Annotated in this window: 29 protein-coding genes; 12 read left to right on the plus strand and 17 right to left on the minus strand. The window is 71.5% G+C overall.

Going from position 1 to position 25,486, the window contains the following annotated elements; genetic code table 11:
• Together E6G06_12790 and E6G06_12795 are read right to left on the minus strand one after the other, a co-directional pair.
• Positions 1-393: integrase (locus E6G06_12790; protein ID TML90086.1), on the minus strand; the 393-nt coding region annotated here is incomplete at its 3' end.
• A 51-nt stretch (positions 394-444) separates the two neighbouring features.
• Complete coding sequence (locus E6G06_12795) at positions 445-1,449, minus strand: 26S protease regulatory subunit (protein ID TML90087.1); 1,005 nt, start codon at positions 1,447-1,449, stop codon at positions 445-447.
• 158 nt (positions 1,450-1,607) lie between these two features.
• Here E6G06_12795 and E6G06_12800 point away from each other — a divergent pair, with 158 nt between their 5' ends.
• Entirely contained in the window at positions 1,608-1,994 is a 387-nt protein-coding gene (locus E6G06_12800; protein TML90088.1) for a thioredoxin family protein, read from the plus strand.
• On the opposite strand, the gene E6G06_12805 is transcribed toward E6G06_12800, so the two are convergent.
• The 4 genes from E6G06_12805 to E6G06_12820 form a co-directional block, all read right to left on the minus strand.
• The gene (locus E6G06_12805) at positions 1,973-2,524 is read right to left on the minus strand and encodes a dTDP-4-keto-6-deoxy-D-glucose epimerase (protein ID TML90089.1); all 552 of its coding nucleotides are present in this window, start codon (positions 2,522-2,524) and stop codon (positions 1,973-1,975) included. The two genes, E6G06_12800 and E6G06_12805, sit on opposite strands and share 22 nt — an antisense overlap.
• A gap of 21 nt (positions 2,525-2,545) precedes the next feature.
• Positions 2,546-3,067 carry a flavin reductase family protein gene (locus E6G06_12810; protein TML90213.1) on the minus strand — a complete coding sequence of 174 codons (522 nt, stop codon included), beginning with the start codon at positions 3,065-3,067 and terminating at the stop codon, positions 2,546-2,548.
• A gap of 64 nt (positions 3,068-3,131) precedes the next feature.
• Complete coding sequence (locus E6G06_12815; protein TML90090.1) at positions 3,132-3,764, minus strand: MBL fold metallo-hydrolase; 633 nt, start codon at positions 3,762-3,764, stop codon at positions 3,132-3,134.
• Between the two features lie 313 nt (positions 3,765-4,077).
• The gene (locus E6G06_12820; GenBank protein ID TML90091.1) at positions 4,078-5,175 is read right to left on the minus strand and encodes a PilT/PilU family type 4a pilus ATPase; all 1,098 of its coding nucleotides are present in this window, start codon (positions 5,173-5,175) and stop codon (positions 4,078-4,080) included.
• A gap of 93 nt (positions 5,176-5,268) precedes the next feature.
• Here E6G06_12820 and E6G06_12825 point away from each other — a divergent pair, with 93 nt between their 5' ends.
• From E6G06_12825 to E6G06_12840, 4 genes are read left to right on the plus strand one after another with little or no spacing between them, the layout of a single operon-like run.
• Positions 5,269-8,694, plus strand: coding sequence for a hypothetical protein (locus E6G06_12825; GenBank protein ID TML90092.1), 3,426 nt, complete (start codon positions 5,269-5,271; stop codon positions 8,692-8,694).
• 25 nt (positions 8,695-8,719) lie between these two features.
• Positions 8,720-10,102 carry a thioredoxin family protein gene (locus E6G06_12830; GenBank protein TML90093.1) on the plus strand — a complete coding sequence of 461 codons (1,383 nt, stop codon included), beginning with the start codon at positions 8,720-8,722 and terminating at the stop codon, positions 10,100-10,102.
• Positions 10,099-10,383 carry a hypothetical protein gene (locus tag E6G06_12835; GenBank protein ID TML90094.1) on the plus strand — a complete coding sequence of 95 codons (285 nt, stop codon included), beginning with the start codon at positions 10,099-10,101 and terminating at the stop codon, positions 10,381-10,383. Before E6G06_12830 ends, E6G06_12835 begins: the two co-directional genes overlap by 4 nt.
• Positions 10,384-10,404: 21 nt before the next feature.
• Entirely contained in the window at positions 10,405-10,629 is a 225-nt protein-coding gene (locus E6G06_12840; GenBank protein ID TML90095.1) for a hypothetical protein, read from the plus strand.
• Positions 10,630-10,648: 19 nt separating this feature from the next.
• Here E6G06_12840 and E6G06_12845 read toward each other — a convergent pair whose 3' ends face one another.
• Genes E6G06_12845 through E6G06_12855 form a run of 3 tightly spaced genes read right to left on the minus strand, consistent with a single transcriptional unit; the run spans position 10,649 to position 12,776 of the window.
• Positions 10,649-11,851 carry an A/G-specific adenine glycosylase gene (locus tag E6G06_12845; protein TML90096.1) on the minus strand — a complete coding sequence of 401 codons (1,203 nt, stop codon included), beginning with the start codon at positions 11,849-11,851 and terminating at the stop codon, positions 10,649-10,651.
• Positions 11,497-12,351: a class I SAM-dependent methyltransferase gene (locus E6G06_12850; GenBank protein ID TML90214.1), complete on the minus strand. Its 855-nt coding sequence runs from the start codon at positions 12,349-12,351 to the stop codon at positions 11,497-11,499. The genes E6G06_12845 and E6G06_12850 overlap by 355 nt, the downstream gene beginning before the upstream one ends.
• On the minus strand, positions 12,261-12,776 hold the full coding sequence (locus tag E6G06_12855) for a MaoC family dehydratase (protein ID TML90097.1): 516 nt from the start codon (positions 12,774-12,776) through the stop codon (positions 12,261-12,263). The genes E6G06_12850 and E6G06_12855 overlap by 91 nt, the downstream gene beginning before the upstream one ends.
• Before the next feature lie 117 nt (positions 12,777-12,893).
• Between E6G06_12855 and E6G06_12860 the strand changes: the two genes are divergently transcribed.
• The 3 genes from E6G06_12860 to E6G06_12870 are packed head-to-tail and all read left to right on the plus strand — an operon-like array spanning position 12,894 to position 14,813.
• Positions 12,894-13,382: an Rrf2 family transcriptional regulator gene (locus tag E6G06_12860; GenBank protein ID TML90215.1), complete on the plus strand. Its 489-nt coding sequence runs from the start codon at positions 12,894-12,896 to the stop codon at positions 13,380-13,382.
• 26 nt (positions 13,383-13,408) lie between these two features.
• Positions 13,409-14,365, plus strand: a complete 957-nt coding sequence (locus tag E6G06_12865) for an NAD-dependent epimerase/dehydratase family protein (protein TML90216.1) — start codon at positions 13,409-13,411, stop codon at positions 14,363-14,365.
• Positions 14,358-14,813, plus strand: coding sequence for a hypothetical protein (locus E6G06_12870; protein TML90098.1), 456 nt, complete (start codon positions 14,358-14,360; stop codon positions 14,811-14,813). Before E6G06_12865 ends, E6G06_12870 begins: the two co-directional genes overlap by 8 nt.
• On the opposite strand, the gene E6G06_12875 is transcribed toward E6G06_12870, so the two are convergent.
• On the minus strand, positions 14,790-15,941 hold the full coding sequence (locus tag E6G06_12875; GenBank protein ID TML90099.1) for an acyl-CoA dehydrogenase: 1,152 nt from the start codon (positions 15,939-15,941) through the stop codon (positions 14,790-14,792). The two genes, E6G06_12870 and E6G06_12875, sit on opposite strands and share 24 nt — an antisense overlap.
• 82 nt (positions 15,942-16,023) lie before the next feature.
• On the opposite strand from E6G06_12875, the gene E6G06_12880 reads away from it, so the two are divergent.
• Together E6G06_12880 and E6G06_12885 are read left to right on the plus strand one after the other, a co-directional pair.
• A complete protein-coding gene (locus E6G06_12880) occupies positions 16,024-16,665 on the plus strand; it encodes a class I SAM-dependent methyltransferase (protein TML90100.1) in 642 nt (213 codons plus the stop codon).
• Positions 16,666-16,688: 23 nt separating this feature from the next.
• On the plus strand, positions 16,689-18,260 hold the full coding sequence (locus E6G06_12885; GenBank protein ID TML90101.1) for an acyl-CoA dehydrogenase: 1,572 nt from the start codon (positions 16,689-16,691) through the stop codon (positions 18,258-18,260).
• 21 nt (positions 18,261-18,281) lie between these two features.
• Here E6G06_12885 and E6G06_12890 read toward each other — a convergent pair whose 3' ends face one another.
• Positions 18,282-18,959, minus strand: coding sequence for a glycosyltransferase family 2 protein (locus tag E6G06_12890; GenBank protein TML90102.1), 678 nt, complete (start codon positions 18,957-18,959; stop codon positions 18,282-18,284).
• A gap of 16 nt (positions 18,960-18,975) precedes the next feature.
• Positions 18,976-19,917 (minus strand): CoA ester lyase, encoded by a 942-nt coding sequence (locus E6G06_12895; GenBank protein TML90103.1) that lies wholly within the window; start codon positions 19,915-19,917, stop codon positions 18,976-18,978.
• 73 nt (positions 19,918-19,990) lie between these two features.
• On the opposite strand from E6G06_12895, the gene E6G06_12900 reads away from it, so the two are divergent.
• Positions 19,991-21,142 carry a hypothetical protein gene (locus tag E6G06_12900; GenBank protein TML90104.1) on the plus strand — a complete coding sequence of 384 codons (1,152 nt, stop codon included), beginning with the start codon at positions 19,991-19,993 and terminating at the stop codon, positions 21,140-21,142.
• On the opposite strand, the gene E6G06_12905 is transcribed toward E6G06_12900, so the two are convergent.
• The 5 genes from E6G06_12905 to E6G06_12925 form a co-directional block, all read right to left on the minus strand.
• A complete protein-coding gene (locus E6G06_12905) occupies positions 21,117-22,313 on the minus strand; it encodes a DUF885 domain-containing protein (protein TML90105.1) in 1,197 nt (398 codons plus the stop codon). The genes E6G06_12900 and E6G06_12905 overlap by 26 nt on opposite strands.
• Positions 22,310-22,999, minus strand: a complete 690-nt coding sequence (locus E6G06_12910) for a dienelactone hydrolase family protein (GenBank protein ID TML90106.1) — start codon at positions 22,997-22,999, stop codon at positions 22,310-22,312. Before E6G06_12910 ends, E6G06_12905 begins: the two co-directional genes overlap by 4 nt.
• A 149-nt stretch (positions 23,000-23,148) precedes the next feature.
• Positions 23,149-23,607 (minus strand): PPOX class F420-dependent oxidoreductase, encoded by a 459-nt coding sequence (locus tag E6G06_12915; GenBank protein ID TML90107.1) that lies wholly within the window; start codon positions 23,605-23,607, stop codon positions 23,149-23,151.
• Positions 23,608-24,405 carry a hypothetical protein gene (locus tag E6G06_12920; GenBank protein TML90108.1) on the minus strand — a complete coding sequence of 266 codons (798 nt, stop codon included), beginning with the start codon at positions 24,403-24,405 and terminating at the stop codon, positions 23,608-23,610. It abuts the gene before it with no gap.
• Between the two features lie 29 nt (positions 24,406-24,434).
• Positions 24,435-24,959 (minus strand): DUF2269 family protein, encoded by a 525-nt coding sequence (locus E6G06_12925; protein ID TML90109.1) that lies wholly within the window; start codon positions 24,957-24,959, stop codon positions 24,435-24,437.
• Positions 24,960-24,992: 33 nt separating this feature from the next.
• Here E6G06_12925 and E6G06_12930 point away from each other — a divergent pair, with 33 nt between their 5' ends.
• Positions 24,993-25,484, plus strand: coding sequence for a hypothetical protein (locus E6G06_12930; GenBank protein TML90110.1), 492 nt, complete (start codon positions 24,993-24,995; stop codon positions 25,482-25,484).
• Positions 25,485-25,486 lie beyond the last annotated feature (2 nt).

The raw sequence follows: 25,486 nt of genomic DNA on the forward strand, positions 1-25,486 counted from the left end.
GAGCAGCCGGATGATCGCCGTGTCCCGCCTCGATCCCTTCGCCGCCTCGATCAGCCGCTTCAACTCGCGGTCGGTCAACACGTCCGGCACTTTCGCCAAGCCCGCTGGCGCGCGTACTCGAGCGATCGGGCTGGCCTCGATCTCACCCTCTTCGATCAGCCAGTTGAAGAAGCTGCGCAGGCCACCGTGCCGTGCCCTGGCCGTCGTGCCGTTCGTCGTTTCAACGAGGTGCAGTACCCAATCCTCGATCTGTTCCCGCGTGACGTCGGCTACCGGCGTCTCGCCGACGAACGTCGAGAAGGCCCGTACGCTGGTCCGGTAGCTCTTGATGGTCTGCTCCGAGCGGCCCGCGGCTCGCAGCCATCGCTCGAACGATTGCATGGCGACGTCCACCGCGAAGTTATCGTGCGAGCGCCCACTTCTCTTGAGGCTCACTGCCGCAGGTCAGGAGGCCAATCGCCTCGCGAGGTAATAGTCGATGATCTCGCGCCGGCCGCTGCGGCTCGGGAGGTCGAAGTAGATCGCGCGGTCGAAACGGCCCGGGCGCATGAGCGCGGGGTCGAGGTCCTCGGCGCGGTTGGTGGCCCCGATCACCAGGATGTTCGCCGCATGCGGGCGCGGCGCGTCGAGCTGCCGGTGCGTCGGGACCCAGCGGTTGACCCGGTCGATCCCCCAGTTGCGCATGCGCCGACCGCCGGTCGGCGTGTCGAACGACTGGAGCTGGATGAGCAGCTCGTTCACCACGCCCGAGATGCCCTCGCGCCCGGTCGACGCCCCCATGCCGGAGCGCGCCGCCCCGATGGCGTCGATCTCCTCGATGAACCCGATGGCGCCGCCCTCCTCCCGGGCCGCCTTGCGCAGCGCCTTGAAGTAGGAGCGGATCTTGCGGTTGGTCTGCCCGTAGTACATCGACTGGAACGCCGACGACGACACGAAGAGGAAGGGCACGCCCGCCTCGCGCGCCATGGCCTTGGCCATGTAGGTCTTCCCGGTGCCGGGCGGTCCCTCGAAGAGGATGGCGCGGCGGGGCGAGCCACCCATGCGCTCACGGAAGGTCTTGAAGGCGAGGAACAGGTTGAGCGTCTTCACCACCTCCTCGACGACCACGCCCGCGCCTTTGACGTCGGCGAGCGACACGTCGATCTCACCCGGGCGGTAGAGGACGTGGGGCGAGCGGCCCGCGCCGAGCATCGGCACGAGGATGGCCGCGCTCAGGAGGAGCACCAGCAGGATCGCGGGGAAGTAGGCCGCCAGCGCGGCCGGGAGGTGCGGCGGGCCCAGGACCACGGGGTGGCCCAGCAGGGCGCGGAGCAACATCCAGCCGGCCACGACGCCGAGACCGGTCGCGACCCGGCGCAGGCGCAGGCGCCGGTTCCTCTCGCGCTGGACCGCGACGTCGGCCATCGCGCTGCCGAGCGCGCCGACCTGTCCGAGCACCTGACCCTCCATCGTCCTACTCTCCGTGGCTGTCGCTGCGATTCCCCCGAGGTGCACGCAAGAGTACGGAGAGTTGCGCCCGGGCGACAGGAGCAACTTGCCACCCTCCGTGGTGACTAGTCACACCATGAACGAAGCGCGCATGCAGGTGGCAAGCTGGGCCCCTGCCCATGGTGCTCGGCGTGTTCTTCGTGGTTGCGATCCTGGTCCTGCTGCTCCTCGTGCCCCCGATCTACCGGCAACGCCGTCGGGCCTCGACGCAGGCCCGCCGACCCTTGCCGGCCGTGCCCGCCCGCCTCCTGGCCGGCGCGGAGCGCACCTGGGTGGTCTTCACCACGCCCTACTGCGCCTCGGTCGGGTCGGTGGAGGCCCAACTGCGCGCCCACGACCCGGGCGCCCGGCTGGTCGAGATCGACGCCACCCTCGAGCCGTACCTGGCGCAGGAGTTCGACGTCCGGCGGGCCCCGACGGTGCTGCTCGCCGACGCGACGGGAAGGGTCCAGGCCCGGCTGGTCGGGACCGAGGGCGTCGACGCCTACGTGCGCAACCCGAAGTAGGGGGTGCGCCCGGGTGGGAGCTCGCCGCGACGGGGGTTCGACCGGTCGCGCTCGGAGACGACGGGGTCCGTGAGCTGCCAGTCGGCGTCGATGTCGGGATCGTCCCATGCCACCCCGAGCTCGTCCTCCGCGTTGTAGTACTGGTCGACGAGATAGGTGATGGTGAGGTCGGTGAGCGCCCCGAACCCATGGGCGACACCCGGGGGGATGAAGACGCCGATCTCCGCGCGGTCACCGATCTCGAGGCAGAGCGTGGCTCCCTCGGTCGGCGAGCCCTGGCGCAGGTCGTGCAGCACGACCCGGGCCCGGCCCTTCGGCACGTACCAGTAGTCCGCCTGGTGCAGGTGGTAGTGGAGGCCGACGAGACTGCCGGCCTGCTTGTCGGAACGGTTGCCCTGCACCATCTCGCGGCCGTTCGGGAACCACGATCGCCGGTACGTCTCCTGGAAGCGACCGCGCTCGTCGCCGTGGGCGTCCGGCTCGACCAGCCACACGCCGCGGATCGCGTCGGACTCGTTGATGGTCGGCACCTCGCGCTCCCGCCCGACGCGTCAGGTCTCGAAGCGGCCGTAGCCACCGCGGAAGAAGGCCAGCGGTCCCTGCTCACGCGACAGCCCGACGTCGAGCACGTGACCGACGACGATCACGTGGTCGCCCCCGTCGTGCTCGGCTTCGGTGACGCAGTCGATCCACGCGAGCACGCCGGCGAGGATGGGTGATCCCGACTCGGCGGGACGCCAGCCCATGCCGCGGAACTTGTCGGCGCCCCGAGTGGCGAACAGCCGGCTCACGTCCTCCTGGTCTTCGCTCAGGATGTTGACGCAGAAGCGCCCGGCGGCCTGGATCGACGGCCACGTCGTCGACGACTTCGCCGCGCAGAAGACCACGAGCGGCGGGTCGAGCGAGAGCGACGCGAAGGAGTTGACCGCCAGGCCCGCCGGCTCGCCGTCGTGCACGGCGGTGATCACGGTGACGCCGGTGACGAAATGCCCGAGCACCTGGCGGTAACGGGCGGAGTCGACCGTCGCGGGGCGCCGCGGCGGCGTGTCGGGCGCCTCGGCCGCCGGACCCAGCGCGTCCTCGGCTTGGTTGGACACGGCTGCCGCCTCCTGACTGCTGTTACGGAACGCAGACCGCTCAGCGCTCGTACGAGACGGTCAAGCCTTCCGCGGCGGCGATGACCTCGTCCACTCCCATGCGCCCGGCGGTGCGCCGCGCCCCTTCGAGCAGGTGGTCGACCTCGTCGTCGTCGTGGCCGGGGTCGTGGTGGAAGAGCGCGAGCGTGCGGGCGCCGGCCTCGCGCGCCACGAACACCGCGTAGTCGACCGTGCAGTGGCCCCAGTGCGCCTTGTGCTCCCACTCGTCGGGTCGGTACTGCGCGTCGTGGATGAGCAGGTCGACTCCGTCGGCCAGCTCGAGCACGGCATCGGCGACCGAGTCCTGCTCCGGCGGAGCCTGGTGGTCGCTGATGTACGCGACGGACACACCCTCCCAGTCGATGCGGTAGCCGACCGTCGGCCCCGGATGGGGCACCGGCCGCACCATGACCTTGGCCGAGCCGATCGCCAGCTCCTCGTCGACGACGTCGTGGAACCGGATGTCGCCGCGCAGCTCGGCCGCCCGGACCGGGAAGTACGGAGGCTTCATCAGGTCGTTGAACACCTCGGCCAGGGAGCCCTCGTCCTGGGTGGGGCCGTAGATGTCGAGCCGGGCGCCGGGCCGGTCGACGGGGACGAAGAACGGCAGGCCCTGCACGTGGTCCCAGTGCATGTGGGTCACGAGGGCCGTGCCCCGGAAGGAGCCGTCGGTGGGGAGGGTCTCTCCCCAGAACCGGAGGCCGGTGCCGATGTCGAGGACGATCGGGTCCTCGCCTGCGACCTCGAGCGAGACGCACGCCGTGTTGCCTCCGTAGCGGCGGTTCGCCTCACACGGGCAAGGTGTCGAGCCCCGGACCCCGTAGAAGGTGATGTTCAGCTGTCGCTCCCCGCGTCACCCACGTCACCCATGGGGCACCAGTCGTGGGCACGTTACCCACGACGCCATGTTGCCGTAACCCGGAGCGGTTTGCGCTGTGGCGTTCGGCTCAGGTACGGCCGGCGGTCGCCAGGCCCCGCTGCTGCAACATGATCCGCAGATCGTGGGGGTTCGACGCCACGCCCAGAGCGCCGGCCCAGTCGATGACGCCCCGCTCGTAGAGCTTGGCCAGGTGCTGGTCGAACGTCTGCATGCCGTAGTACTCGCCGTCGGCGATGATCGCCTGGATGTCGCCCGTCAGCTGCGGGTCGAGGATGCACTGCTGGATGCGGCCGTTCACCACCATGACCTCGAGCACCGCCACGCGCGCGTCGCCGTCGGCGGTGGGCACCAGGCGCTGGCAGATCGTGCCCTTCAACGATCCCGCGAGCGTGGCGCGCACCTGGCCGTGCTGATGGGGCGGGAAGAAGTCGACGATGCGGTTGATCGTCTCCGACGCGTCGGTCGTGTGCAGGGTGGAGAGCACCAGGTGGCCCGTGTCCGCGGCCCGCAGCGCGGCTGACACGGTCTCCTCGTCACGCATCTCGCCGACGAAGATGACGTCGGGGTCCTGGCGCATGGCCGAGCGCATCGCGGCCGCGAAGTCGACCGTGTCGACGCCGATCTCGCGCTGGTTGATGGAGGCGAGCTGGTCGCGGTGGAGCACCTCGATCGGGTCCTCGATGGTGATCACGTGCACTTCGCGATCGTTGTTGATCCAGTCGATCATCGCCGCGAGGGTGGTGGTCTTCCCCGAGCCGGTCGGACCGGTGACGAGCACGAGGCCGCGGTGCTCTCCCGCCAGTCGGCCCACCACTTCGGGCAGCCCGAGATCGTCGAACGAGGCGGTGCCGGTGCGCACGAGACGGAAGATCATGGCGACCGAGCCCCGCTGGAGGAAGACGTTCACGCGGAAGCGCCCCAGGCCCTCGACGCCGTAGGCGAAGTCGGCTTCGTGATAGCGCTCGAAGTGCTCGTACATGTCCGGGCGCATGATCGCCATCGCCATGTCGGCCGTGACCGCGGAGGTGAGCTCCTCCTCGCCCTCGAGCCGGTGCAGGGTGCCGTTCACGCGTATACGCGGAGCGGAGCCGCCCTTCACGTGCAGGTCGGAGCCTTCCGCCTCGGCGAGGGCGCGGAGGAAGCGATCGAGTCGTTCCCTGGCCATGTTGTTGAGTCGACACCGCTGCCTCGAGCCTTGACGGGAAATGCCTCGCGCCTTGGCGGGAAATAGAGTCAGCAGTTGTCGAAGGGTGGGGGCATGCGCGGTTGGGGAGGGCCCAAACACCGGCGAGCCATCGTGTTGGCCCTGACGGCTGCGGGCCTGACGGCAGTGGGCCTGCCGGGCCTGCCGCGAGCTCAGGCGCTCGTGCCCGCGTCGGTCGAGGCCCGGCTCACCGCCGGGGACAGCGACGACAACTTCGGGCCGGCCACCGACCTCGACGGGGACACCGCCGTCGCCGCCCTCAACCGCCGGGAGAACGGAGTCGTCGTCCAGCGTTCGGTGGTCGTGTTCCGGCGGGCGGGCACCGCCTGGGCCCAGGAGGCGGTGCTCGCGCTGCCGCTGGCGCAGACTGCGGTGACCGACCTTGCCGTCGACGGCGACACGGTGGCGGCCGGCACCTCCCCCGGCCCCACGTTCGTTTTCACCCGCAGCGGGACGACGTGGACCCGACAGGCGACGCTGACGGCATCCGACGCCGGCGCCTCCCGGTTCGGTGAGTCGGTGGCGGTCGATGGCAACACCATCGTCGTGGGCTCGCCGCCGCCGCCGAGCGGCGTGCCCGGCGCCGCCTACGTGTTCAGGCGCACGGGCAGCACCTGGGCACAGACGGCCAAGCTCACCGTGCCCGGCGTGAGCAACGCCGGCTACGGCGTGGCCCTGGACGCGGGCACGGTCGTGATGGGCTCCGAGCGGCCCAACGCGGCGCATGTCTTCGTGCTCGGTTTTGCGGGCTGGGCGCTCCAGGCGTCGATTTCGCCGCCGGCCACCTCCCTAGGCACGCGATTCGGTCTCTCGGGCCTCGCCATCTCCGGCGCCACCCTCATCGCGGGCGATGATTCTTTCGCGGTAGCCACGCCGGAGAGCCCCGGAGGCTCGACAGGCACCGCGTGGGTGTTCACCCGCACGGGCACGACCTGGGCCCGGCAGGCCCAGCTGCTCGCGCCCGACGGCAAGGCGGTGGACTTCTTCGGAGCTGCGGTCGCGCTCGCCGGCGACCTCGCTTTCGTCGGCGCGCCCCAGCCCTTCGGGTCCTCCACGGGAAAGCTGTACGCATTCAAGCGATCGGGCACGACGTGGGGGGCCGACATCGTCCCCTCGCCCCAGGGCTTTCAGGGCAGGAGCCTCGGCGAACGCGTCGCCCTGTCGGGCACCACCGCCCTCGCCGTCACCAACGACTTCGCCTTCGGCACCCAGGAGGCGGCGTTCGTCTACCGCTTGGGCGATCCCACCGCGAGACCACCGGGCCCACCCACCGGTGTGAGCGCCACTGCCGGGAGCACCCTGGCCGACGTCGCCTGGCAGGCACCCGCGAGCGACGGTGGCGCGCTCATCAACGGCTATCTCGTCACCGCCAGCCCCGGGGGCGCGAGCACGCGCGTCCCCTACACCGCCCGGTCGGCGCGCGTCACGGGACTGACGAACGGCGTACCGCACACGTTCAGTGTCGTGGCCACCAACGGCGCCGGCGACAGCGCCCCATCGGCGCCGTCGAGCCCTGTGGAGCCGCGTCCGCAGGTGATCGTCGACGACGTGTCACGGCTCGAAGGCGACTCAGCCACGGCTCCGGTGGCGGTTCCCGTACGCCTGTCCGACCCCACCACCGACACCGTCACCGTCACCCTCGCGAGCGTCGACGGCACGGCGAAGGCGGGCACGGACTACACCGCGGCCACCCGTTCGGTCACGTTCCCGCCGGGCTCGGTGACGGCGGCGGCGCCCACTTGGGCGGTGGTGGGTGAGACCGTGCAAGAGTCCGATGAGACATTCCGCCTCGACCTCTCGGCCGGCAACGCGGTGCTCGCCCGCTCCACGGCGACGGTGACGATCCTCGATGACGACGTGCCGCCGGAAGCGGTGAACCGCACCGTGCAGCTCGACCTCGATCCTGCCGGTGGCCCGCCCGACGCGTCGCTTCCCGGGTTCGGGCCGGTCGACCTCGACGCATCCGGCCGCATCGCGGCCTTCTCGTCACTTTCGACCAACGTCGTGGCCGGCGACACGAACGGGGTCTCGGACACCTTCGTGCGCTCGCTCGACGGCGAGAAGACCACGCTCGCCAGCGCCACGCCCGCGGGTGGGGTGGGTAACGGATCCAGCTACTCCGGAGTTCTGAGCGCCGACGGCAACGTCATCGCCTTCGAGACGAACGCGAGCAACCTGGTGAATGCGCCGGATGCCAACGGCACGAGCGATGTCGTCGCGCGCAACCTGACCACCGGCACGACCGAGCTGGTGAGCGGAACCCCAGCCGGCGGGGCGGGCAACGGGTTCAGCCGGCTTCCCCTGATCACCCCCGACGGGCGATACGTCGCCTTCCTTTCGGATGCGAGCGACCTCGTGCCGGGTGACACCAACGGTACGACCGACGTGTTCGTACGTGACCTTCTATCCGACACCACCAGACGGGCGAGCCTCGGCGCGGGCAACGTCCAGCCGGAGAACTTCAGCGTCCCGCTCGGGCTCAGCTCCGACGGTCGCTACGTCCTCTTCCACAGCGCGGCTGACAACCTCGGCGGCCGGGTGTTCGATCTCTACCTTCGCGACATGGTGGCCGGCACGACCCGATCGCTCTCGGCGGCCCTGCCCGCCGACCAGCACTTCGAGCTGTTCGGCAACGCGGCCGCCTCCAGCGGCACCGGTCGCTTCGTGGCCTTCGAGTCGACCGACCAGATCGACGACGAGGAGCCCCCCACGAGCCAGGGCGTCTGGCTCTTCGACCGCGCGACTGGCACGACCCGTGCGCTCACACCAACCGGTGACGGCATCTGGCGCCGCGAGTTCTCCGACTTCATCGCCATGAGCCGCAACGGAGGGCGGGTGCTGTTCTCCAGCGAAGGACGCGCCTACCTCTACGACCGCCTGGCCGGCACCACACGCGCACTGCCCGCCGGTTTCGATGCCCTCGCCATCGCGCCGGGCGGTGGAGTCGGGATCATGAGGAAGAGCGGGCAGCCGTTCCTCACGCCGCTGACCGACCATGTCTTCATCGACCTCGACACCTTCACCACCGCGCCGTTGGCCGTGCCGCGGGGCACCGCGACCGTCCTCCCCCAGGAGTTCTCGTTGAGTGAGGACGGCACCCACGCGGGGTTCGACGAGTACCTCACCAGCTCCACCGACGATGCACACCCGTGGGTATCGAGCACTGCCGCCCTCTCTGCAAACGACGCAACCGGCCACGAGGGCGACGGCACCATCCCGGTCACCGTGCGGCTGGCCCGAACGAGCGCGACCGGTGTCAACGTCCGCTACGCCACCGCGAATGGCTCCGCCGGGCCCGCCGACTACACGGCGGTGACGGGCATCCTCCGCTTCCCGCGCGGCGTCACTGCGCTGACCGTGCAGGTCCCCGTCAACGCCGACGGCATCGCCGAGGGCACCGAAACCTTCTCGCTCGTGCTCTCGTCTCCCGTACGCGCGATCCTGGCCGACGACCGTGCCACCGTGACGATCACCCCCTGAGAGGGTGGGCGATAGCCTCGGATCGATGCAGCTGCCCGACGGCATCGTGGCCGTGGTCAAAGGCGACTGCCCGACCTGTCGCCTGGTGGCGCCGGTGCTCGAAGGACTGGCCGTCACCGTCATCAGCGAGGATGACGACGCGGGCCTCGAGGTGTCGTACCGCAACGAGATCGTCACCGTGCCGACCCTGCTGCGGGTCGAGGGCGGACGGGAGACGGCCCGCATCGAGGGTTGGTCGCGCCCGCAGTGGCAGGCGTTCACCGGCGTCGAGGGGCTGGGCCCGGACCTGCCGGAGCACCGCCCCGGTTGCGGGGCCCGCGCGGTCGATCCCGCGACCGCACGGGAGCTGGCGGTGCGCTTCGGCGCGTCGCGGCTGCGTTCGCGACGGGTGGAGCTGGCCGCGCAGGAGGACGAGGCCGAGGCGTGCTTCGACCGGGGCTGGTCCGACGGGTTGCCCGTCGTGCCGCCCACCGAGGGACGGGTGCTGGCCATGCTCGACGGCACGGCCCGGGCGCCCGACGAGGTGGTCGCGGTCGTGCCGCCCGACCTGGTGGAGTGCACGGTCGAGAAGGTCGCCGTCAACGCGGTGCTCGCGGGATGCAAGCCCGAGTACCTGCCGGTGGTGCTGGCCGCGGTGGAGGCCGCCTGCACCGACGCGTTCAACGCCCACGGCCTGCTGGCCACCACGTACTTCTCGGGCCCGGTGGTGATCGTGAACGGTCCCATCGCGCGCGCCATCGGCATGAACTCGGGCGGGAACGTGCTGGGGCAGGGCAACCGGGCCAACGCGACCATCGGCCGCGCCCTGCAGCTGGTGATCCGCAACGTCGGCGGGGGCCGGCCCGGCGAGGTCGACCGGGCGACACTGGGCAACCCGGGCAAGCTGACCTTCTGCTTCGCGGAGGACGAGGAGGGCTCGCCGTGGGAGCCGCTCTCGGTGGAGCGCGGCTTCCCGCCCGGCGCCTCGACGGTGACGCTCTTCGCGGGTGAGGGCCCGCGCGGCATCGTCGATCAGCTCTCGCGCACCCCCGAATCGCTGGCCCGCTCGCTCGCCGGCGGCCTCCGCGGCGTGGCCCACCCCAAGCTGGCCCTCGGCTTCGACGCGGTGCTCGTCGTCTCTCCCGAGCACGCGCGCGTGTTCCGCGAGGCGGGATGGGACAAGGCCCGGCTGCGAAAGGAGCTCCTCGAGCTCCTGACCGCGCCCGGCTCGGAGCTCGTGCGCGGTGCGGGCGAGTGTGCCGAGGGACTGCCCGAGTTCCTCGCCGATGTCGCCATCACCAAGTTCCAGCCGGAGGGCCTGCTGATCGTGCACGCGGGCGGGCGGGCCGGCCTCTTCTCGTCGATCATCGGCGGCTGGGTCAACGGCGATGCCGGGAGCCGGCCCGTCACCTTGGAGGTCGTACCTTGAGCGACGCACGCGTCTACGTCGATCCCACCGGCGAACGCGACCCGGCCCACCGCGAGCGCATCGCGCGACCGGCGTCGCTCGACGGCCTCACCATCGGCCTGCTCGACATCTCCAAGGCCCGCGGCGATGTGTTCCTCGACCAGCTCGACGTGCGCCTACGCGAACGGGGCCTGCGCGTCGAACGCTTTCGCAAGCCGACGTTCGCCAAGCCGGCGCCGCTCGACCTGCGCCATCAGATCGCCACGACCTGCGACGTGGTGATCGAGGCGCTCGCCGATTGAGGCTCGTGCACGTCGTGCAGTGTGCACGACATCGCCGACCTCGAAGCCCGAGGCGTCGTGGCCGTGTTCGTCGCGTCCGCCGAGTTCGCGGTGGCCGCCCGGGCCCAGGCACAGGCGCTCGGGGTCGACACCGCCCACGTCCTGGTCGCCCACCCCATCCAGGACCGCAGCGACACCGAGCTCCGGGCGCTCGCCGACGGCGCGGTCGACGAGGTCGTCCGGGCGGTGACGGCGGAACCCGCCTGACGGCTGGACGAGCGAACGGCTAAGGCAGGCTGAGCTCGTCGCCCTCGACGCGAGCCAGCCCGTCGGCAACCAGCTGCTCGACGACGCGCTGCGCCCGGCCGGGATCACCCGGCCAGCCCGCGACATCCGCGGCGCGGGCGGATGCGACGGGACCGCGGCGCAGGGCGTCGACCAGGCGGCCGCGCCCCTGCCGGTCGGAGCCGGCGAAGGTCGACTGCGGGCCGGCGATGCCGGCCGAGCCCGTGACGGGGTCGGGGTCGGGCCGTCCGGCGCTCTGCCAGGCGCAGTGGTCCGCGACCGGGCAGCGCCCGCACGCCGGGTCGCGCCGCGTACACACCAGCGCGCCGAGGTCGAACACCGCCTGACCCCACTCCCAGGCGCGACCCGAGGGCACGAGCGAATCCGCGACCGCCTGCGCCTCTCGGGCATCGAGCCGGCGGCCCGCGCCGGCGCGCGCGACGAAGCGACCCGCGTTGGTGTCGACGAGACCGAGGTCGCGCTCGAAGGCGAACACGAGCACCGCCCTGGCGGTGTAGGGACCGACGCCCGGAAGCGTCAGCAGCGCGTCGAGCTCGTCGGGCACCCGACCCTCGTGCTGCTCGACCATCGCGCACGCGGCCCGGTGCAGGTTGACCGCGCGCCGGTTGTACCCGAGGCCCGCCCACGCCCGCACCACGTCGCCGGCGGCGGCCGCGGCGCAACCGGTCGGGGTGGGAAAGCGCGCGAGAAAGCCCTCGTAGCGCGCGACCACGCGCGGCACCTGCGTCTGTTGCAGCATGAGCTCGCTCACGAGAACGGCCCAGGGATCGCGACTGCGCCGCCAGGGCAGGTCGCGCCGGTGGCGCTCGCCCCACGTGAGGAGCGCAGCTACGCCTGCTTCGTGCACCAGTAGAGATCGGTGCGGTGGGGCAGCGCGAAGTGCTCCGCCAGCCCCGCCTCGGAGACGAGCGCGCGCACGTCGTCGAGCAGCCGCGCCCGGTCGTCGTCGGCGAGGGCGGCGATGTAGCTGGTCGACGACACCCGGTCGAGCAGGAGGGGCAGGTCCATCTCCTGCTCGTGCCGGAACGACGTGAACTGCAGCGGCGTGAACCCACCGGCGTCGGCCACGAGCGCCGCCCAGTCCTCCGCCCCCGAGTCGTAGGCCGGGATCTGTCCCCTGTTCCACCGGATGACCTGGTTGAGGCGGGTCACCCACGGCACCGATACGTCGCGGGAGTTCCATATCAGGGCCAGGCCCCCGCCGGGGCGGAGCACGCGGTCGATTTCACCCAGCGCGTCGCGCGCGCGGAACCAGTGGAAGGCCTGCGCAACCGTGACGCAGTCGACGGACGCGTCGCCGAGGGGCAGCGCCTCGGCCGTGCCGTCGCGCACCTCGACTCCCGGCACCACCTCGACCAGCTTCGCCCGCATGGCCTCGACCGGCTCGACCGCGATGATCGTCGCCCCCGTGGGCACGAGCAGCCGCGTGAGCTTGCCGGTGCCGGCGGCGAGGTCGACGACCGTCGACGCGGGGCCGATGCCGAGCTCGCGGACGACGAAGTCCACCGCCGCGGGCGGGTACGAGGGCCGGGCCCGCTCGTAGGCGTCGGTGCCCTTGGTGAAGCCCTCCACCGCGACGTCGTGGACGTCGCTCACGACGACCAGATGTCGTCGCCGTACGGCCGCTCGCGCGTGGGCGCGTGGTCGCGCTTCCAGACCATCACCCGACGGCGGAAGTAGCAGACCTCTTCGCCGCGCTGGTTGAAGCCCTTCGACTCGACCGTCACAACCCCCCGGTCCTCCTTGGACTTCGAAGCCACCTTGTCGAGCACGCGGCTCTCCGCGTAGATCGTGTCGCCGTGGAAGGTGGGGCGCTTGTGGGAGAGCGTCTCCACCTCGAGGTTGGCGATGGCCGCGCCGCTCACGTCGGGGACGCTCATGCCCAGCACGAGCGAGTAGACGAGGTTGCCGACGACCACGTTCTTCCCGAATTGCGTCTCCTGCTCCGCGAACCACTGGTTGGTGTGGAGCGGGTGGTGGTTCATCGTGATCATGCAGAAGAGGTGGTCGTCGTACTCGGTGATGGTCTTTCCCGGCCAGTGCTTGTACACGTCGCCGATCTCGAAGTCCTCGAAATACCGTCCGAACGGCCGATCGTAGGTGGTCATGCCCGGAGACTACGCGCGCGCAACGGCGCTGCTCCCGAGCTGAACAGGCGGTTGACGCCCGGGATCACGGATATCTAGTATCCGGATAATGAAGCTCGGTGAAAGTCGAGGTCGGTGGTGAAGCTGGGTGACGGGGTCGAGTGGGGGCTCCACTGCTGCACCCTGCTGGCGCTGCTGCCCGACGACGCCGCGCTGCCGGCCTCGCGCCTGGCCGAGTTCCACGGCGTCCCCGCGGCGTACCTGGCCAAGCACCTGCAGGCGCTGTCCCGGGCCGGGATCGTGGAAGCGGTGGCCGGCGCCCGCGGCGGCTACCGGCTGGCGCGTCCGCCCGCCGAGGTCACCCTCCTCGACGTGGTGGAGGCGGTCGAGGGGCGCGCGCCGGCGTTCCGTTGCACCGAGATCCGCCAGCGGGGCCCCGGCGCGCTCCCGGCGCGCGAGTACCGGGTGGCGTGCTCCATCACCCGTGCGATGCACCGGGCCGAGGACGCGTGGCGCGCCGAGCTCCGGTCGCAGACGCTCGCCGACCTGGTGCGGTCGCTGGCGACGAGTGTCCATCCGAGAGCCGCGGCGAAGGCCGCGGCCTGGTTCGAGGAGGTGTTGCGGTGAGCTTGCCCGGCGAAGCCGAGAACAACTTGCCCGGCGATGCCAAGAAAAAGCAGAGAGTGTTTGTCGCGGGGGCGACGGGTGTGCTCGGCACGCGCGCCGTGCGTCGCCTGCGCGAGGCGGGGCACGACGTGACCGGCGTCGCTCGCAGCGACGCGAAGGCCGAGCTGCTGGAGGGTCTGGGAGCGACGCCGGTCCGCGTCGATCTCTTCGACGCCGATGCCGTGCGGGCCGCGGTCGCGGGCCACGACGTCGTGTGCAACCTGGCCACGCGCATCCCGCCCACCGCGCACGCGGCGCGCGGAGCGGCGTGGTCCGACAACGACCGCATCCGGCGCGAGGCCTCACGACATCTGGTGGACGGCGCGCTGGCTACCGGCGCGGGCCGCTTCGTCCAGGAGTCGATCACGTTCCTGTACGCCGACGCCGGCGAGCGCTGGATCGACGAGGACGATCCCATCGACGCGCCTGCGTTCACGCGCTCGACGCTCGAGGCCCAAGCGCAGGCGGAGCGCTTCACCGCATCGGGGGGCACGGGGGTGGTCCTCCGGTTCGCGCTCTTCTACGGCCCCGACAGCCACCACACCCTCGACGCCGTCCGCCTGGCCCGCCGCCACCTGGCCGCCACGTTCGGGCGCCGCGACGCCTACCTGTCGTCGATCACCACCGACGACGCGGCGACCGCGGTGGTGGCCGCGCTCGACGCCGGTGCGGGCATCTACAACGTCGCCGACGACGAGCCGCTGACCCGGAAGGAGCACTTCGACGCCCTGGCTCGTGCGCTCGGCGTCCGCGGCCCGCGCTTCGCTCCCGCGGCCGCCCGTAAGTTGGGCGGCGCCAAGACCGAGATGCTGGCCCGGTCGCAGCGGGTGTCGAACGAGCGGTTCAAGAAGGAGACGGGGTGGGCGCCCAGGTACACGAGCGCCCGCGAGGGTTGGCCGGCCGTCGTGGCCGCGATCGAGAACGGGGAGCGGACAGATGCGTGACCGGGTCGTGCGGGTGCTGCTGGTGCTCATGGCGGCGTCGAGCGGGTTCGTCGGCCTGTGGGCGCTCCTCGCCCCCCGTTCGTTCTACGACGACTTCCCCGGAGGCGGTCGTCACTGGGTGTCGGCCGACGGCCCGTACAACGAGCACCTGGTGCGCGACGTGGGCGGCCTCAACCTGGCCGTGACGGTGGTGGCCGTGGCGGCCGCGATCGTGCTGACCCGGGCGCTCGTGCGCACCGCCGCAGTGGCGACGCTGGCATTCGCCATCCCCCACGTCGCCTACCACTCCGCGCACACCGACCTCTACACGACGAGCGACGCGGTGGCGCTCGTCTTCTCGTTGGGCCTGGCCGTCGTGCTGCCCATCGCCGTTCTTGTCGTGGTCAGCCGGCCTGAGGACGGTCGACTACGACAAGAACGGGGGTCAGAGCGGGTAGCGCTCGAGTAGGCCGCGTGCGATCACGAGACGCTGGATCTCGTTGGTGCCCTCGCCGATGATCATCAGCGGCGCGTCGCGGTAGTACCGCTCGATCGGCAGCTCGGTCGTGTAGCCGTAGCCGCCGTGGATGCGCATGGCCTCGGTGGCGAGCTCGAGGGCGGTCTCCGATGCGAAGAGCTTGGCCATGCCGGCCTCGACGTCGGCCCGCTCGCCCGCATCGAGCTTGGCCGCCGCGCTGGCGGTGAGCAGGCGAGCGGCCTCCAGCTTGGTGGCCATGTCGGCCAGCTTGAACTGGATGGCCTGGTGCTTGGCGATGGGAACGCCGAACGTGTGGCGCTGCTGCGCGTACCGCATCGAGGCCTCGAAGGCGGCGCGGGCCACACCGAGAGCGCGCGCGGCGATGTTCACCCGACCGAGCTCGAGCGCCCCGAGGATGAGGCGCAGACCCCGGCCCAGGTTCTCGGGGCCGCCGAGGACGGCATCGGCCGGAACGCGATGGTCGCTGTAGGTCATCTCCACCGTCTCGACGCCCTTGTAACCGAGCTTGCCGATGGTGCGACTGACGCCGATCCCGCCCGATCGCGTGCCGGGACGCTTCTCGACCATGAAGCAGGTGACACCCTCAGGCGTGCGCGCCGCGAGCGCCACGATGCCCGACCGCTCCCCGTTTGTGACCCACATCTTGGTGCCGTCGATCACGTACTCGTCGCCGTCGGGTGTCGCCTTGCAGCGGAGCGCCTTCGTGTCGCTGCCCGCGTCGGGCTCCGACAGCGACAGCGCGCCACGCACGTCGCCGGCGGCCATGGGTGGGAGCCATCGCGCCCGCTGGTCGGCCGTGCCGTGCCGGGCGATCAGCGTCGCCGCGATCATGTGGGTGTTCAGGATGCCGGTGAGCGACATCCACCCGGCGGCCAGCTCCTCGACGATACGGGCGTAGGTCGCGACGTCGAGGCCGAGGCCGCCGTGCTCGACGGGGATGGTGGCACCGAAGAGGCCGAGGGCACGCATCTGGGCGACCAGCTCGGTCGGGTACTCGTCCGCGTGCTCGAGGTCGGACGCGAGGGGCAGCACGTCCTTCACGACGAAGGCGCGCACGGTGGCGACGAGCTCGGCCGCCAGCTCGGGATCGATCGGCATCAGAGCGGATGCTACGGCCGGCAACGCGCGAGATGCCGTCTCTCTGAGATGCCGTCTCTCTGAGATGCCGTAACGTCGGGCCGTGCTCGAGCTCGGGTTGCGCAACGACGTCTACCGCAGGCCCCTCGCCACCGCGCTCGACCGGCTCGGGTTGCGCGAGGGCTGGCGCTGCGTCGACGTCGGCGCGGGGGGAGGCGACGTGAGCGTCGCGCTCGCCGAGGTCGTCGGCCACGACGGTCGCGTCTACGCGGTGGACAACGACCCCCACGCGCGCGACGAGGTCGCGGCGGCCGCGTCGGCCTACGCCCAGGTCGTCGCCATCACCCAGGCGGGTGAGGAGTTGCTGCTGCCCGAGCCCGTCGACCTCGCCTTCTGCCGGTTCGTGCTCATGCACGTGCTCGACCCGGTCGTGGTGCTGCGCCGCATGGGCCAGGCCGTGCGCGCCGGTGGCTGGGTGGTGGCGCAGGAGCCCGTCACCTCCGCGGGCCGGGTCGGTGGCCTCCCGCTCTCGATGCCCGACGCCCGTCATCCCGACGTCGGGGCCCACCTGCCCGCGCTCGCGCGCGACGCGGGGCTCGAGATCCTCGACGCGTGGGGCGAGGCCCCGGCCTGGGTAGGCCCGGGCCCGGTCACGGACTACCTCGAGCACCTCACCGGCGTGAGCCCGGGCGACGACCCCGTCGTGCTGCCGCTGCTCGTAACCGTCGTCGCCCGCCGTCGGTAACCCGCCGTCAGTAATCTCGCGCCATGTCCGCACCCGACCTGGAAGGCGCGGCCGCGGTCGTCGACGTGGCCAACGACGTGGTGGCCGGGGCCGCCCGGCTGCTCGCCTCCCGCGGCTCGATCGACGACCACCAGGTGCTCGCGTACGACCTCGCGCACGCGGCCGCGGGCGTCGAGCTGGCCCGCTCGGTCCTCGACTACGGCGCTCATGGCGACGTCGAGGGGCGCATCGCGTGCGCGTTCGTCGCCGACGCGGTGCACGACCTGATGACCCGGGTCCTCGGCCGCGAACACGAGTGGGGGGTCAAGCCCGACGGGTTCGAGCCAGTCGTGCCCTTCCTCGCGACGTACCGAGACGCGGCCTTCCTCGCCGCGCTTGCGGGCGAGGAAGGGCCCCGTCACCTCGACGCCGACTTCGAGCTGGTGCGCGACACGTTCCGACGGTTCGCTGACGACAAGGTGCGCCCGGTGGCCGAGCACGTGCACCGCACCAACGGCGACATCCCCGAGGAGGTCATCGCGGGGTTGGCGGAGATGGGCGGCTTCGGTCTCTCGGTGCCCGAGGAGTACGGCGGCTTCGCCTCCGGCGGCGAGAGCGACTACATGGGGATGGTCGTCGCCACCGAGGAGCTCTCGCGTGGGTCGCTCGGCGTCGGCGGCTCATTGATCACCCGGCCCGAGATCCTCACCCGCGCGCTGGTCAAGGGCGGTACCGAGGAGCAGAAGCAGGAGTGGCTGCCGAAGATCGCGTCGGCCGAGACCATGGTGGCGGTCGCCGTCACCGAGCCCGACTTCGGGTCCGACGTGGCCGGCATCAAGGTCACCGCCACCCCACGCGACGAGGGCTACGTGATCAACGGAGTCAAGACGTGGTGCACGTTCGCAGCCCGGGCCGACGTGCTGATGCTGCTGGCCCGCACCGATCCCGACCGTTCCAAGATCCACCGCGGCCTCAGCCTGTTCATCGTGCCCAAGCCGCGCGGCGAGGGCCATGGCTTCACGTTCAAGCAGGACGGCGGGGGCAAGCTCGAGGGACGCGCGATCGACACCATCGGCTACCGCGGAATGCACTCCTACGAGGTTGCGTTCGAGGAGTGGCTCGTGTCCGCCGACAACCTCGTCGGCGGCGAGGAGGGCCTCGGCAAGGGCTTCTACCTCACGATGGAGGGGTTCGAGAACGGCCGGCTGCAGACCGCGGCCCGCGCCGTGGGCGTGATGCAGGCGGCGTATGAGGCCGCGCGCGACTACGCGCGCGAGCGCGTGGTGTTCGGCCGTCCCATCGGCGACTACCAGCTCACCCAGGTCAAGCTCGCCCGGATGGCGGTGCTCATCCAGACCGCGCGCCAGTTCATGTACAAGGTCGCCCGGCTCATGGCCGCCGGTGAAGGCACGCTCGAGGCCTCCATGGTGAAGGCGTACGTGTGCCGCGCGGCCGAATGGGTCACCCGGGAGGCGCTGCAGGTCCACGGGGGCATGGGCTACGCCGAGGAGTTCCCCGTCAGCCGCTACTTCGTCGACGCCCGGGTCCTGTCGATCTTCGAGGGCGCGGACGAGACCCTGGCGCTGAAGGTCATCGCGCGACGCCTCACCGCATAGCACCCCGACGTCGGGTCGGGTTCAGCGCTCGATCGTGAGGCCGCGCAGGTAGTACCAGTAGGTGCGGAGGCGGACGACGCCGCGCAGCGGGAGCCCGACGAGCAACCAGAACATGCGCCAGGTCTCGCGCACACCGGCGATGCGGCCGTACTTGTCGCGCTTGGTGCGGTGGGTGACGCCCTTCATGATGCGGGCCGTCGTCGGCAGGCGGCCTTCGGCGATCACCTCGTTGATCATGATCTCGATGGTGTAGCCCTCGCGCTTGAAGGGTGGGACGGCCTCGAACACCCAGCGGGGGATGACCCGCTCGCCGGTGGTGGGCGCGAGTCGCAGCACGAGCGGGTTCCACAAGCCGTAGTCGAACCAACCGAGCGACATCACCGCCCGGCCGGCGACGAACGGCTCGCAGATGGCGTCGAGGTGGCGGGCGGTGAGGCCGAGGCAGTCGGCGTCGACGAAGAGGATGGCGTCGGCGTCGGTGGCCTCGACCCCCGCCTCCATGGCGTGGGCCTTGGAGCCGTCGCCCACGCGTGTCACGACCTTCGCTCCCGCGGCCGCAGCCACCTCACCGGTGGCGTCGTCGGAGGAATCGTCGACGACGATGACCTCGCGGACGTGCTCGCAGCCCAGGCACGCCGCAACGACCGCGGCCACCGTCGTCTCCTCGTTGCGGGCGGGGACGACGGCGTCGATGGGCACGTGTCAGCGGAAGGGCTCAGCCGGGACTGCGGCGCAGCCCCGCCCGCTCGCCCCGGCTCACGACCTTGACGGCCACCTTGCGCGACGCCTCGTCGATCATCTCGTCGCCGAACATCACCGCGCCCTTGCGCTCGCCTTCGGTCGTCGCCTTCTCGTATGCGTCGAGGATGTCGTTGGCCCGGTCGAACTGCTCCTGCGACGGCGAGAACACCTCGTTGAGGATCGTGACCTGATCGGGGTGCAGGGCCCATTTGCCGTCGTAGCCCAGGATCTGGGTGCGGCGGCAGAAGTCGCGGAAACCCTCGGAGTCGCGCACGCGCACGTACGGTCCGTCGATCACCTGCAGCCCGTTGGCCCGCCCCGCCATGAGGATCTTCATGAACACGTAGTGGAAATAGTCGCCCGGGTACTCGGGAATCTGCAGGCCGCCCGAGAGCGAGGGCATCTCCATCGACGCGGAGAAGTCGACGGGGCCGAGGATGATGGTCTCGAGGCGGGGCGAGGCGGCGCAGATCTCCTCCACGTTGATCAGGCCGCGTGCCGTCTCGATCTGCGCCTCGATGCCGATGTGCCCACGGGGCAGCCCGGACTTGGCCTCGACCTGGGTGAGCAGCAGGTCGAGGGCCACCACCTCCGCGGCCGACTGCACCTTGGGCAGCATGACCTCTTCGAGACGCGAGCCCGCGTTGCCGACGACCTCGATCACGTCGTAGGCCGTCCACTCGGTGTCCCATGCGTTGATGCGCACGCAGAGCACCTTCTCGCCCCAGTCCTGGTTCTTGATGGCGTCGACCACCTTGGCCCGCGCCGACTCCTTCTCGAGCGGCGCCACCGAGTCCTCCAGGTCGAGGAACACCATGTCGGCCGGGAGCCCCGGCCCCTTGCCCAGCATCTTCTCGCTGGAGCCCGGGATGGACAGACAGGAGCGGCGCGGGAGGTTCCGGGTGCGTTCGGACATGACCAGATTGTGATTCGGCGGGAGACCCCCCGGCAAAGCGGCGGCCCGACGGCGGCGGGGGCAGACTTGGGGAATGGGCACCTCAGGGGACGCGACGGTCATCGACAGCGACCAGCACCTGCTCGAGGGCCGTGACGTGTGGGCCGAGCACATGGACGGCCGTCACCGCGACCGCGCCCTGCGCATCGAGGACGACGAGGTCGGGAACGCGTGGCTGGAGCGCATCGTGCTGGCCGACGTCACGGTGCCCGGCCAGACCGTCGAGGTCGGCGACCGGCTGCAGCGCGCGCTCCGGGGGGAGCCGCCCGAGGTGCACTACGACGACGCCCTGCTCCCGGAGCACTGGAGCCCCACGGCGCGGGTCGCCGCCCTCACCCGACTGGGGGTCGACGAGACGGTCGTGTTCCCCAACTACGGGCTGGCGTGGGAGCGCCCGCTCGCGGCCGACCTCGACGCGACGAGGGCGAACATGGGCGCGTGGAACCGGTGGGCGGAGACGGTCGCGCGGGAGGCTCGCGGTCGCCTGCACCCGGTGGCGCACGTCACGATGCGCGACATCGACTGGCTCGACGCGCAGCTCGCGTCCTTGTCGTCCGCGGGCGTGCGCCTGGCCATGCTCGCGCCGGCGCTCGTCGACGGGCGACCGCTCTCCCACCCGGACCACGACCGGGCGTGGTCCGCGTTCGTCGACCACGGCATCACGCCCGTGTTCCACGTCTCGAACGTCACGCGGCCCTTCGCCGACCCGTGGTACGAGAGCGATCCCGAGCCGTCGAACCCGGCACTGCCGTCGGTGTTCCTCTGGACGTCGCCCGCGCTCGCGCTCGCCGACCTCGCGCTCAACGGTGTGTTCATCCGTCATCCCGACCTCCGCGTCGGGGTCATGGAGCTGTCGGCCGTGTGGCTCCCGCTCTTCCTGCAGTACCTCGACGGCGGCTACCGGTTCCACCGTCGCCTGCACGGCGCCTCGATCATCGACCTCGAGCACGCACCGAGCCGCTACGTCCGCGAGCACGTGCGCGTGGCGGCGTTCTCCTACGAGCGGCCCGATCTGCTCGCCGCCCAGAGCGGCGACCTCTTCATGGCCTGCAGCGACTATCCCCACAGCGAGGGCACCGCGACGCCCCTCGACGACTACCGCGACGCGTCGAAGGGCGCCACGGTGCCCGCGGACGCGCCCGGGCTCTTCACCGACAACGTCAACTGGCTGTTGCGGCGCTCGTGAGGTCGTCGGGCAGGAACTGCTCGCTGATCAGCCGCTCGAACCGCGCCGGGTCGCCCCCGACGAAGCCGCGGCAACGGGGTAGACCCTCGACGTAGCACGTCATGTACGCGCGCCACGTCGGGTCGGTGAGGAAGTCGACCGCCTTCTCGGCCCGGGCGCGCGGGAGGAGCGCCCAGCGCTCGAGGTACGCGACCGCGGTGGCGCGGTCGACGCCGTCCTCGTGCAGCAGCAGGGCGGCGTTGCCACGCACGTGGCCCAGCGCGTCGCCTGCCTCGGCCACGCGCGCCACCACCTCGGCGTCGTAGGGCAGCCCGAGCGGGCGCAGGTGCTCGGCGACCGTGGCCTCGGGGCGCCGGCCCATCACGACCTCGAGCCCCAGGTCGGCGAGACCCTCGGCCAGGAGGCACTGGGGCGTGCCCACGAGGAAGATCGTCTCCTCCAGCCGGCGGCGGCGCCGCACGAGCCCGACCTCCTTGCGGGTGTGCTCGGTGTGGTGCCCGGGATAGGACTCGTGGGCGACGAGGTGGGCGAGGGTGGGGGTGAGCACGGGCAGGTCGACGTTGATGGCCACCCGGCTGCGCAACCCGCCCAGGTAGTAGTTGAAGCCCGCCCACGGCCGGTCGCGGACGAGCTCCCAGTCGACGTGCTCGCCGTCGGGCAGGCCGAAGAGGTCGCGCGTGCGGGCGCGGAGGTCGTCGGCCAACGACGCCACCGCTGCCTCGAGCGTGTCGACCGGCGCCACCTGCGCCTCACGCCAGGCGATGTAGCGCGCCGTGAGCGGTCCCGTGCCGGGCACCACCTCGTCGAGGACGCGGTGGGCCGCCGCGAACGCGTCCTCGGGAACGCGCTGCGGCCGCACGCCGTAGCAGGCCTCGACCTCGTCGGTGTAGCCGATCGGGTCACCGGCGAGCTTCGCGGCCGTCGTCCGCAGACCGTTCACCTGGGCGCGGAGCCACCGCCGCCGCGACGGCTCGAGGTCGGTGTCGGCGTCGAGGTCGGCGAGGAGCTGCCGGGCGGTCTCGCGCAGCTGCGCGGGCGGGCGAGGTGGCTCGGCCGCAGCGCGCGCCGCGAGCCCGGGCGGCCCGTAGTAGGCGTCGACCAGGCCGTCGACGTGGCGCCCGAGAGCCAGCCCGAGCGCGAGGTATCGCTCGATCAGCGCGTCGGCGCTCACCCGAGACGGGCGCGCAGGAACTCGAGCGTGCGCACCCAGGCGGTGCGGGCGTGCTCCTCGTGGTACGTGCCGATCGGGTTCTCTTCGTTGGCGAAGGCGTGTCCCGCGTCGTAGTAGTGGAACTGGCAGTCCGCGCCTGCGTCGTTCAGCCGCCGTTCGACGCCGCGGGCCGCTTCGGTGGGCATGAAGCCGTCCGAGGTGGCGTAGTGACCCTGCACCGCCGCCGTGAGGCCGGCGACGTCGAGCTCGTCGGGGTTCGGGACCACGCCGTAGTAGGAGACCACGGCCGTCACCTTGTCGGGCCGCTTCGCCGCGAGCAGCAGCACGAGGTTGCCGCCCATGCAGAACCCCAACGCGCCCACGCCGTCGCCCCGCACCGCGTCGTGGCCGGCCAGGTAGTCCACCGCCCCCGACATGTCGCGTGCGGCGCGGTCGACCGGCATCCTGTTGAGGAGCTCCGCGGCCCGGTCCATCTCGGCGTGCCCGGCCAGCTCGCCGTGGTAGAGATCGGGCGCCAGGGCGGTGAAGCCCTCCCCCGCCAGGCGGTCGCACACGCCCTTGATCTGGGAGTTCAGGCCCCACCACTCCTGCACCACGATGATCCCGGGCGCCGCGCCCTGGACCGGCGTGGCCAGGTAGCCGCGCGCGTTGTTGCCGTTGCTCCGGAACTCCACCGTGTCGCCCATCCGCGCGACGTTAGTTGGCCCGTTGTTGGGCGGCTGCCGCCGGCGGCCATCCACCTCGTCGCGTCGAGAACCGACGGGGCCGCCGGTCCGCCGTCGCGCCGCCAGGCGCAGGCGGACAACGAGCGACCGATAGGGAGCGAGTCATGGGATTAGTTCGCGAGCTTGCGGTGGTCCCACGAGACCACCCGGTCGACGAGCAGCTTCACCACCACGCGCTTGTGCAGCATGGCCTCGACGAACGGGCGCATCTCCTCGGTGTAGGTGCCCTGATAGCGCTCGAACAGGTTGACGCCCATCTCCCACATGCGCTCCGGCTCCTCGACGATCTCGCCCGTCCCCACCAGCTCGACGCCCCGCAGGTCCTCGTAGCGGTCGCCATCCTCCACCATGCACGTCATCCGCGGGTCGCGCCGCAGGTTGCGCACCTTCTGCGACTTGGTCTTCGTCTCGATCGCGACGCAACCCTCGAGGAAGCCGTACCACATGGCCACCAGGTGGACGGTGGAATCGTGGTTGATCGTGGCGAGCGACATGGTGTGCCGGCCGAGGAGGAACTCGTCGATCTCCTGCTCGGTCATGCGGATGACATCGCGCTGCTTGGTGCCCAACTAGTGCATCTCCCTCATGAGCTCGGGGGCGACCGGACAACCGGTTCGGGTCAGGGCGTCGGCGGGAGCCAGCAGCCCGTCGGGGCGGACGACGCGGTCGACCAGGTCGAGGGGGACGACCTCCTCGGCCGCGTCCCACGGATCGTCGTCGTCGATGCGGCGGAGGAGCGCGGTCCAGAGGGGGCCGGGCAGCACGCGTCCCACCCCCGCGGCCACCCACACCGGCTTCGCCAGGTGGGCCGCCACCGCCGCGGCCGCGTGCGACCCCGGCGTGGCGACGAAGCCGGTCGGGCCCAGCGCGCCCGCCTCGAGGAGCACCATGGTGCTGCGTGAGACCGCGGCGCCGAGGCCCGCCTCCGGCACGAGCGTGGCATCGACGTCCGCGGCGCGCAGGCGGCGCACGAGCCCGTATCCCTCGCCGAACGCGTCGACGACGAACACCTCGGTGTCGCCCCGACGGTAGAGCGCGGCGCCCACCTGCTCGGGCCAGCCGACGACGGTGACCACCTCGCCCTCAGGCAGCTCCGACGACAGGATGAGCGGTGTGCGGTCCGCGTGCAGGTCGTCGGCCGCGCGCCACGCCTCGTCGACCGGGTCGCCGGCGGCCAGAACCCGCGCGCTCAACCACCAGAACGGACCCGAGGTGGGCTGGCGGTCGACGAGGCGCCGGCAGGCGGTGACGAGGCCGGCCGGGTCGTCGCCGAACGCGGCGAGCGCGCCCGCGGCCTCCTGCGCCAGCAGCGCCGGTCCCTCGCCGGCGGCCCGGGCGACCATTCGCAACCGCTCGATGGGGTGCACCGACGCCGACGTTACCGTCGACGCGCCATCTACAGCCCGGGCTTCCAGATCATCAGGTACAGGATGACGACGAGGATCAGGTTGAGGATCGCGCTCGTGGTGCCGACCGTGCGAGCCCGCTGCTCGATCTCTTCGACCTGCGGCGGCCGTCCGGCGGCCGCGCCGGCTGCCGGCGGGCCCATGGCGACCAGCTCGCGCATGAGCGCGTGCATCTTCTTGACGTTGGGCCGCAGCACTCCGTGCGAGAGGCCCAAGCCCACGATGTAGAGCAGGAACGACGCCGAGATCCACGCCTGGCTGAACTTGTAGAAGTCGTCGCTCATGAGCAGGAGCAGGATGCCGAACACCGGGACCGCGTAGATGAAGTACGTGGCCGTCTGGCTCACGTCGTAGTTGGTCTCCGCGATCGCGAGGCCCTCGACACCTTTGCGTCGCTCGGCGGCGCGCCCGTAGAGCGCGTTGAGGAACACCGCGCCGAAGCCGATGATCGCGGTGAGGATGTGAAGGAGAAGGACCAACCGGTAGGGCGTGTCGCCGACTCTGGCCAACAGCATGCCGGCAGGCTACCTGGGCTACCTTCTGCCGCCGTGGCAAGCGACCCGTCACCCGACCTGCTGCTGGCGCCGATCAACGGCAAGCCGCGGCCGGTGACGGCGTGGCTCACGATCTTCCACCTCGTGTTCGTCGCCCTCGACCCCTTCAGCGAGCGCAGCGCGTGGCTGGTCGAGACCTCGGGCCGCATCCTCACCAACTACGACCAGGCCGACTGCCGGGTCGCCTTCCTCGTCGGAGGCACTGCAGGCGAGGCGCGCGAGTTCCTGGGCCACTGGGCCACCGACATCCTCACCTTCGCCGACCCCGACCTCTCCGCCATTCGCGGCTTCGGGCTCCGCGCCCTGCCCGCCATCGTCCACCTCGCCGGCGACGGCACCGTCGTCAACGCGGTCGAGGGTTGGGACCCGCCCGCGTGGCGCGCGCTCAGCGAGCGCCTGTCGGAGATCGTCGACTGGCGGGGCCCTGTCATCCCGGGCCCTCGCGATCCGGCGCCGTTCGACGGCGAAGCGCCGACCGCCGCCTGACC

This window comes from Actinomycetota bacterium, assembly GCA_005888325.1.
GTDB lineage: Bacteria > Actinomycetota > Acidimicrobiia > Acidimicrobiales > AC-14 > AC-14.

Coding starts and splice junctions, on each gene's coding strand:
- E6G06_12795 (TML90087.1), bottom strand. CDS start 1,449: ATGGAGGGTCAGGTGCTCGGACAGGTCGGCGCGCTCGGCAGCGCGATG.
- E6G06_12800 (TML90088.1), top strand. CDS start 1,608: ATGGTGCTCGGCGTGTTCTTCGTGGTTGCGATCCTGGTCCTGCTGCTC.
- E6G06_12815 (TML90090.1), bottom strand. CDS start 3,764: ATGCACTGGGACCACGTGCAGGGCCTGCCGTTCTTCGTCCCCGTCGAC.
- E6G06_12820 (TML90091.1), bottom strand. CDS start 5,175: ATGGCCAGGGAACGACTCGATCGCTTCCTCCGCGCCCTCGCCGAGGCG.
- E6G06_12825 (TML90092.1), top strand. CDS start 5,269: ATGCGCGGTTGGGGAGGGCCCAAACACCGGCGAGCCATCGTGTTGGCC.
- E6G06_12830 (TML90093.1), top strand. CDS start 8,720: ATGCAGCTGCCCGACGGCATCGTGGCCGTGGTCAAAGGCGACTGCCCG.
- E6G06_12845 (TML90096.1), bottom strand. CDS start 11,851: ATGGAACTCCCGCGACGTATCGGTGCCGTGGGTGACCCGCCTCAACCA.
- E6G06_12855 (TML90097.1), bottom strand. CDS start 12,776: ATGACCACCTACGATCGGCCGTTCGGACGGTATTTCGAGGACTTCGAG.
- E6G06_12870 (TML90098.1), top strand. CDS start 14,358: ATGCGTGACCGGGTCGTGCGGGTGCTGCTGGTGCTCATGGCGGCGTCG.
- E6G06_12875 (TML90099.1), bottom strand. CDS start 15,941: ATGCCGATCGATCCCGAGCTGGCGGCCGAGCTCGTCGCCACCGTGCGC.
- E6G06_12885 (TML90101.1), top strand. CDS start 16,689: ATGTCCGCACCCGACCTGGAAGGCGCGGCCGCGGTCGTCGACGTGGCC.
- E6G06_12895 (TML90103.1), bottom strand. CDS start 19,917: ATGTCCGAACGCACCCGGAACCTCCCGCGCCGCTCCTGTCTGTCCATC.
- E6G06_12900 (TML90104.1), top strand. CDS start 19,991: ATGGGCACCTCAGGGGACGCGACGGTCATCGACAGCGACCAGCACCTG.
- E6G06_12910 (TML90106.1), bottom strand. CDS start 22,999: ATGGGCGACACGGTGGAGTTCCGGAGCAACGGCAACAACGCGCGCGGC.
- E6G06_12925 (TML90109.1), bottom strand. CDS start 24,959: ATGCTGTTGGCCAGAGTCGGCGACACGCCCTACCGGTTGGTCCTTCTC.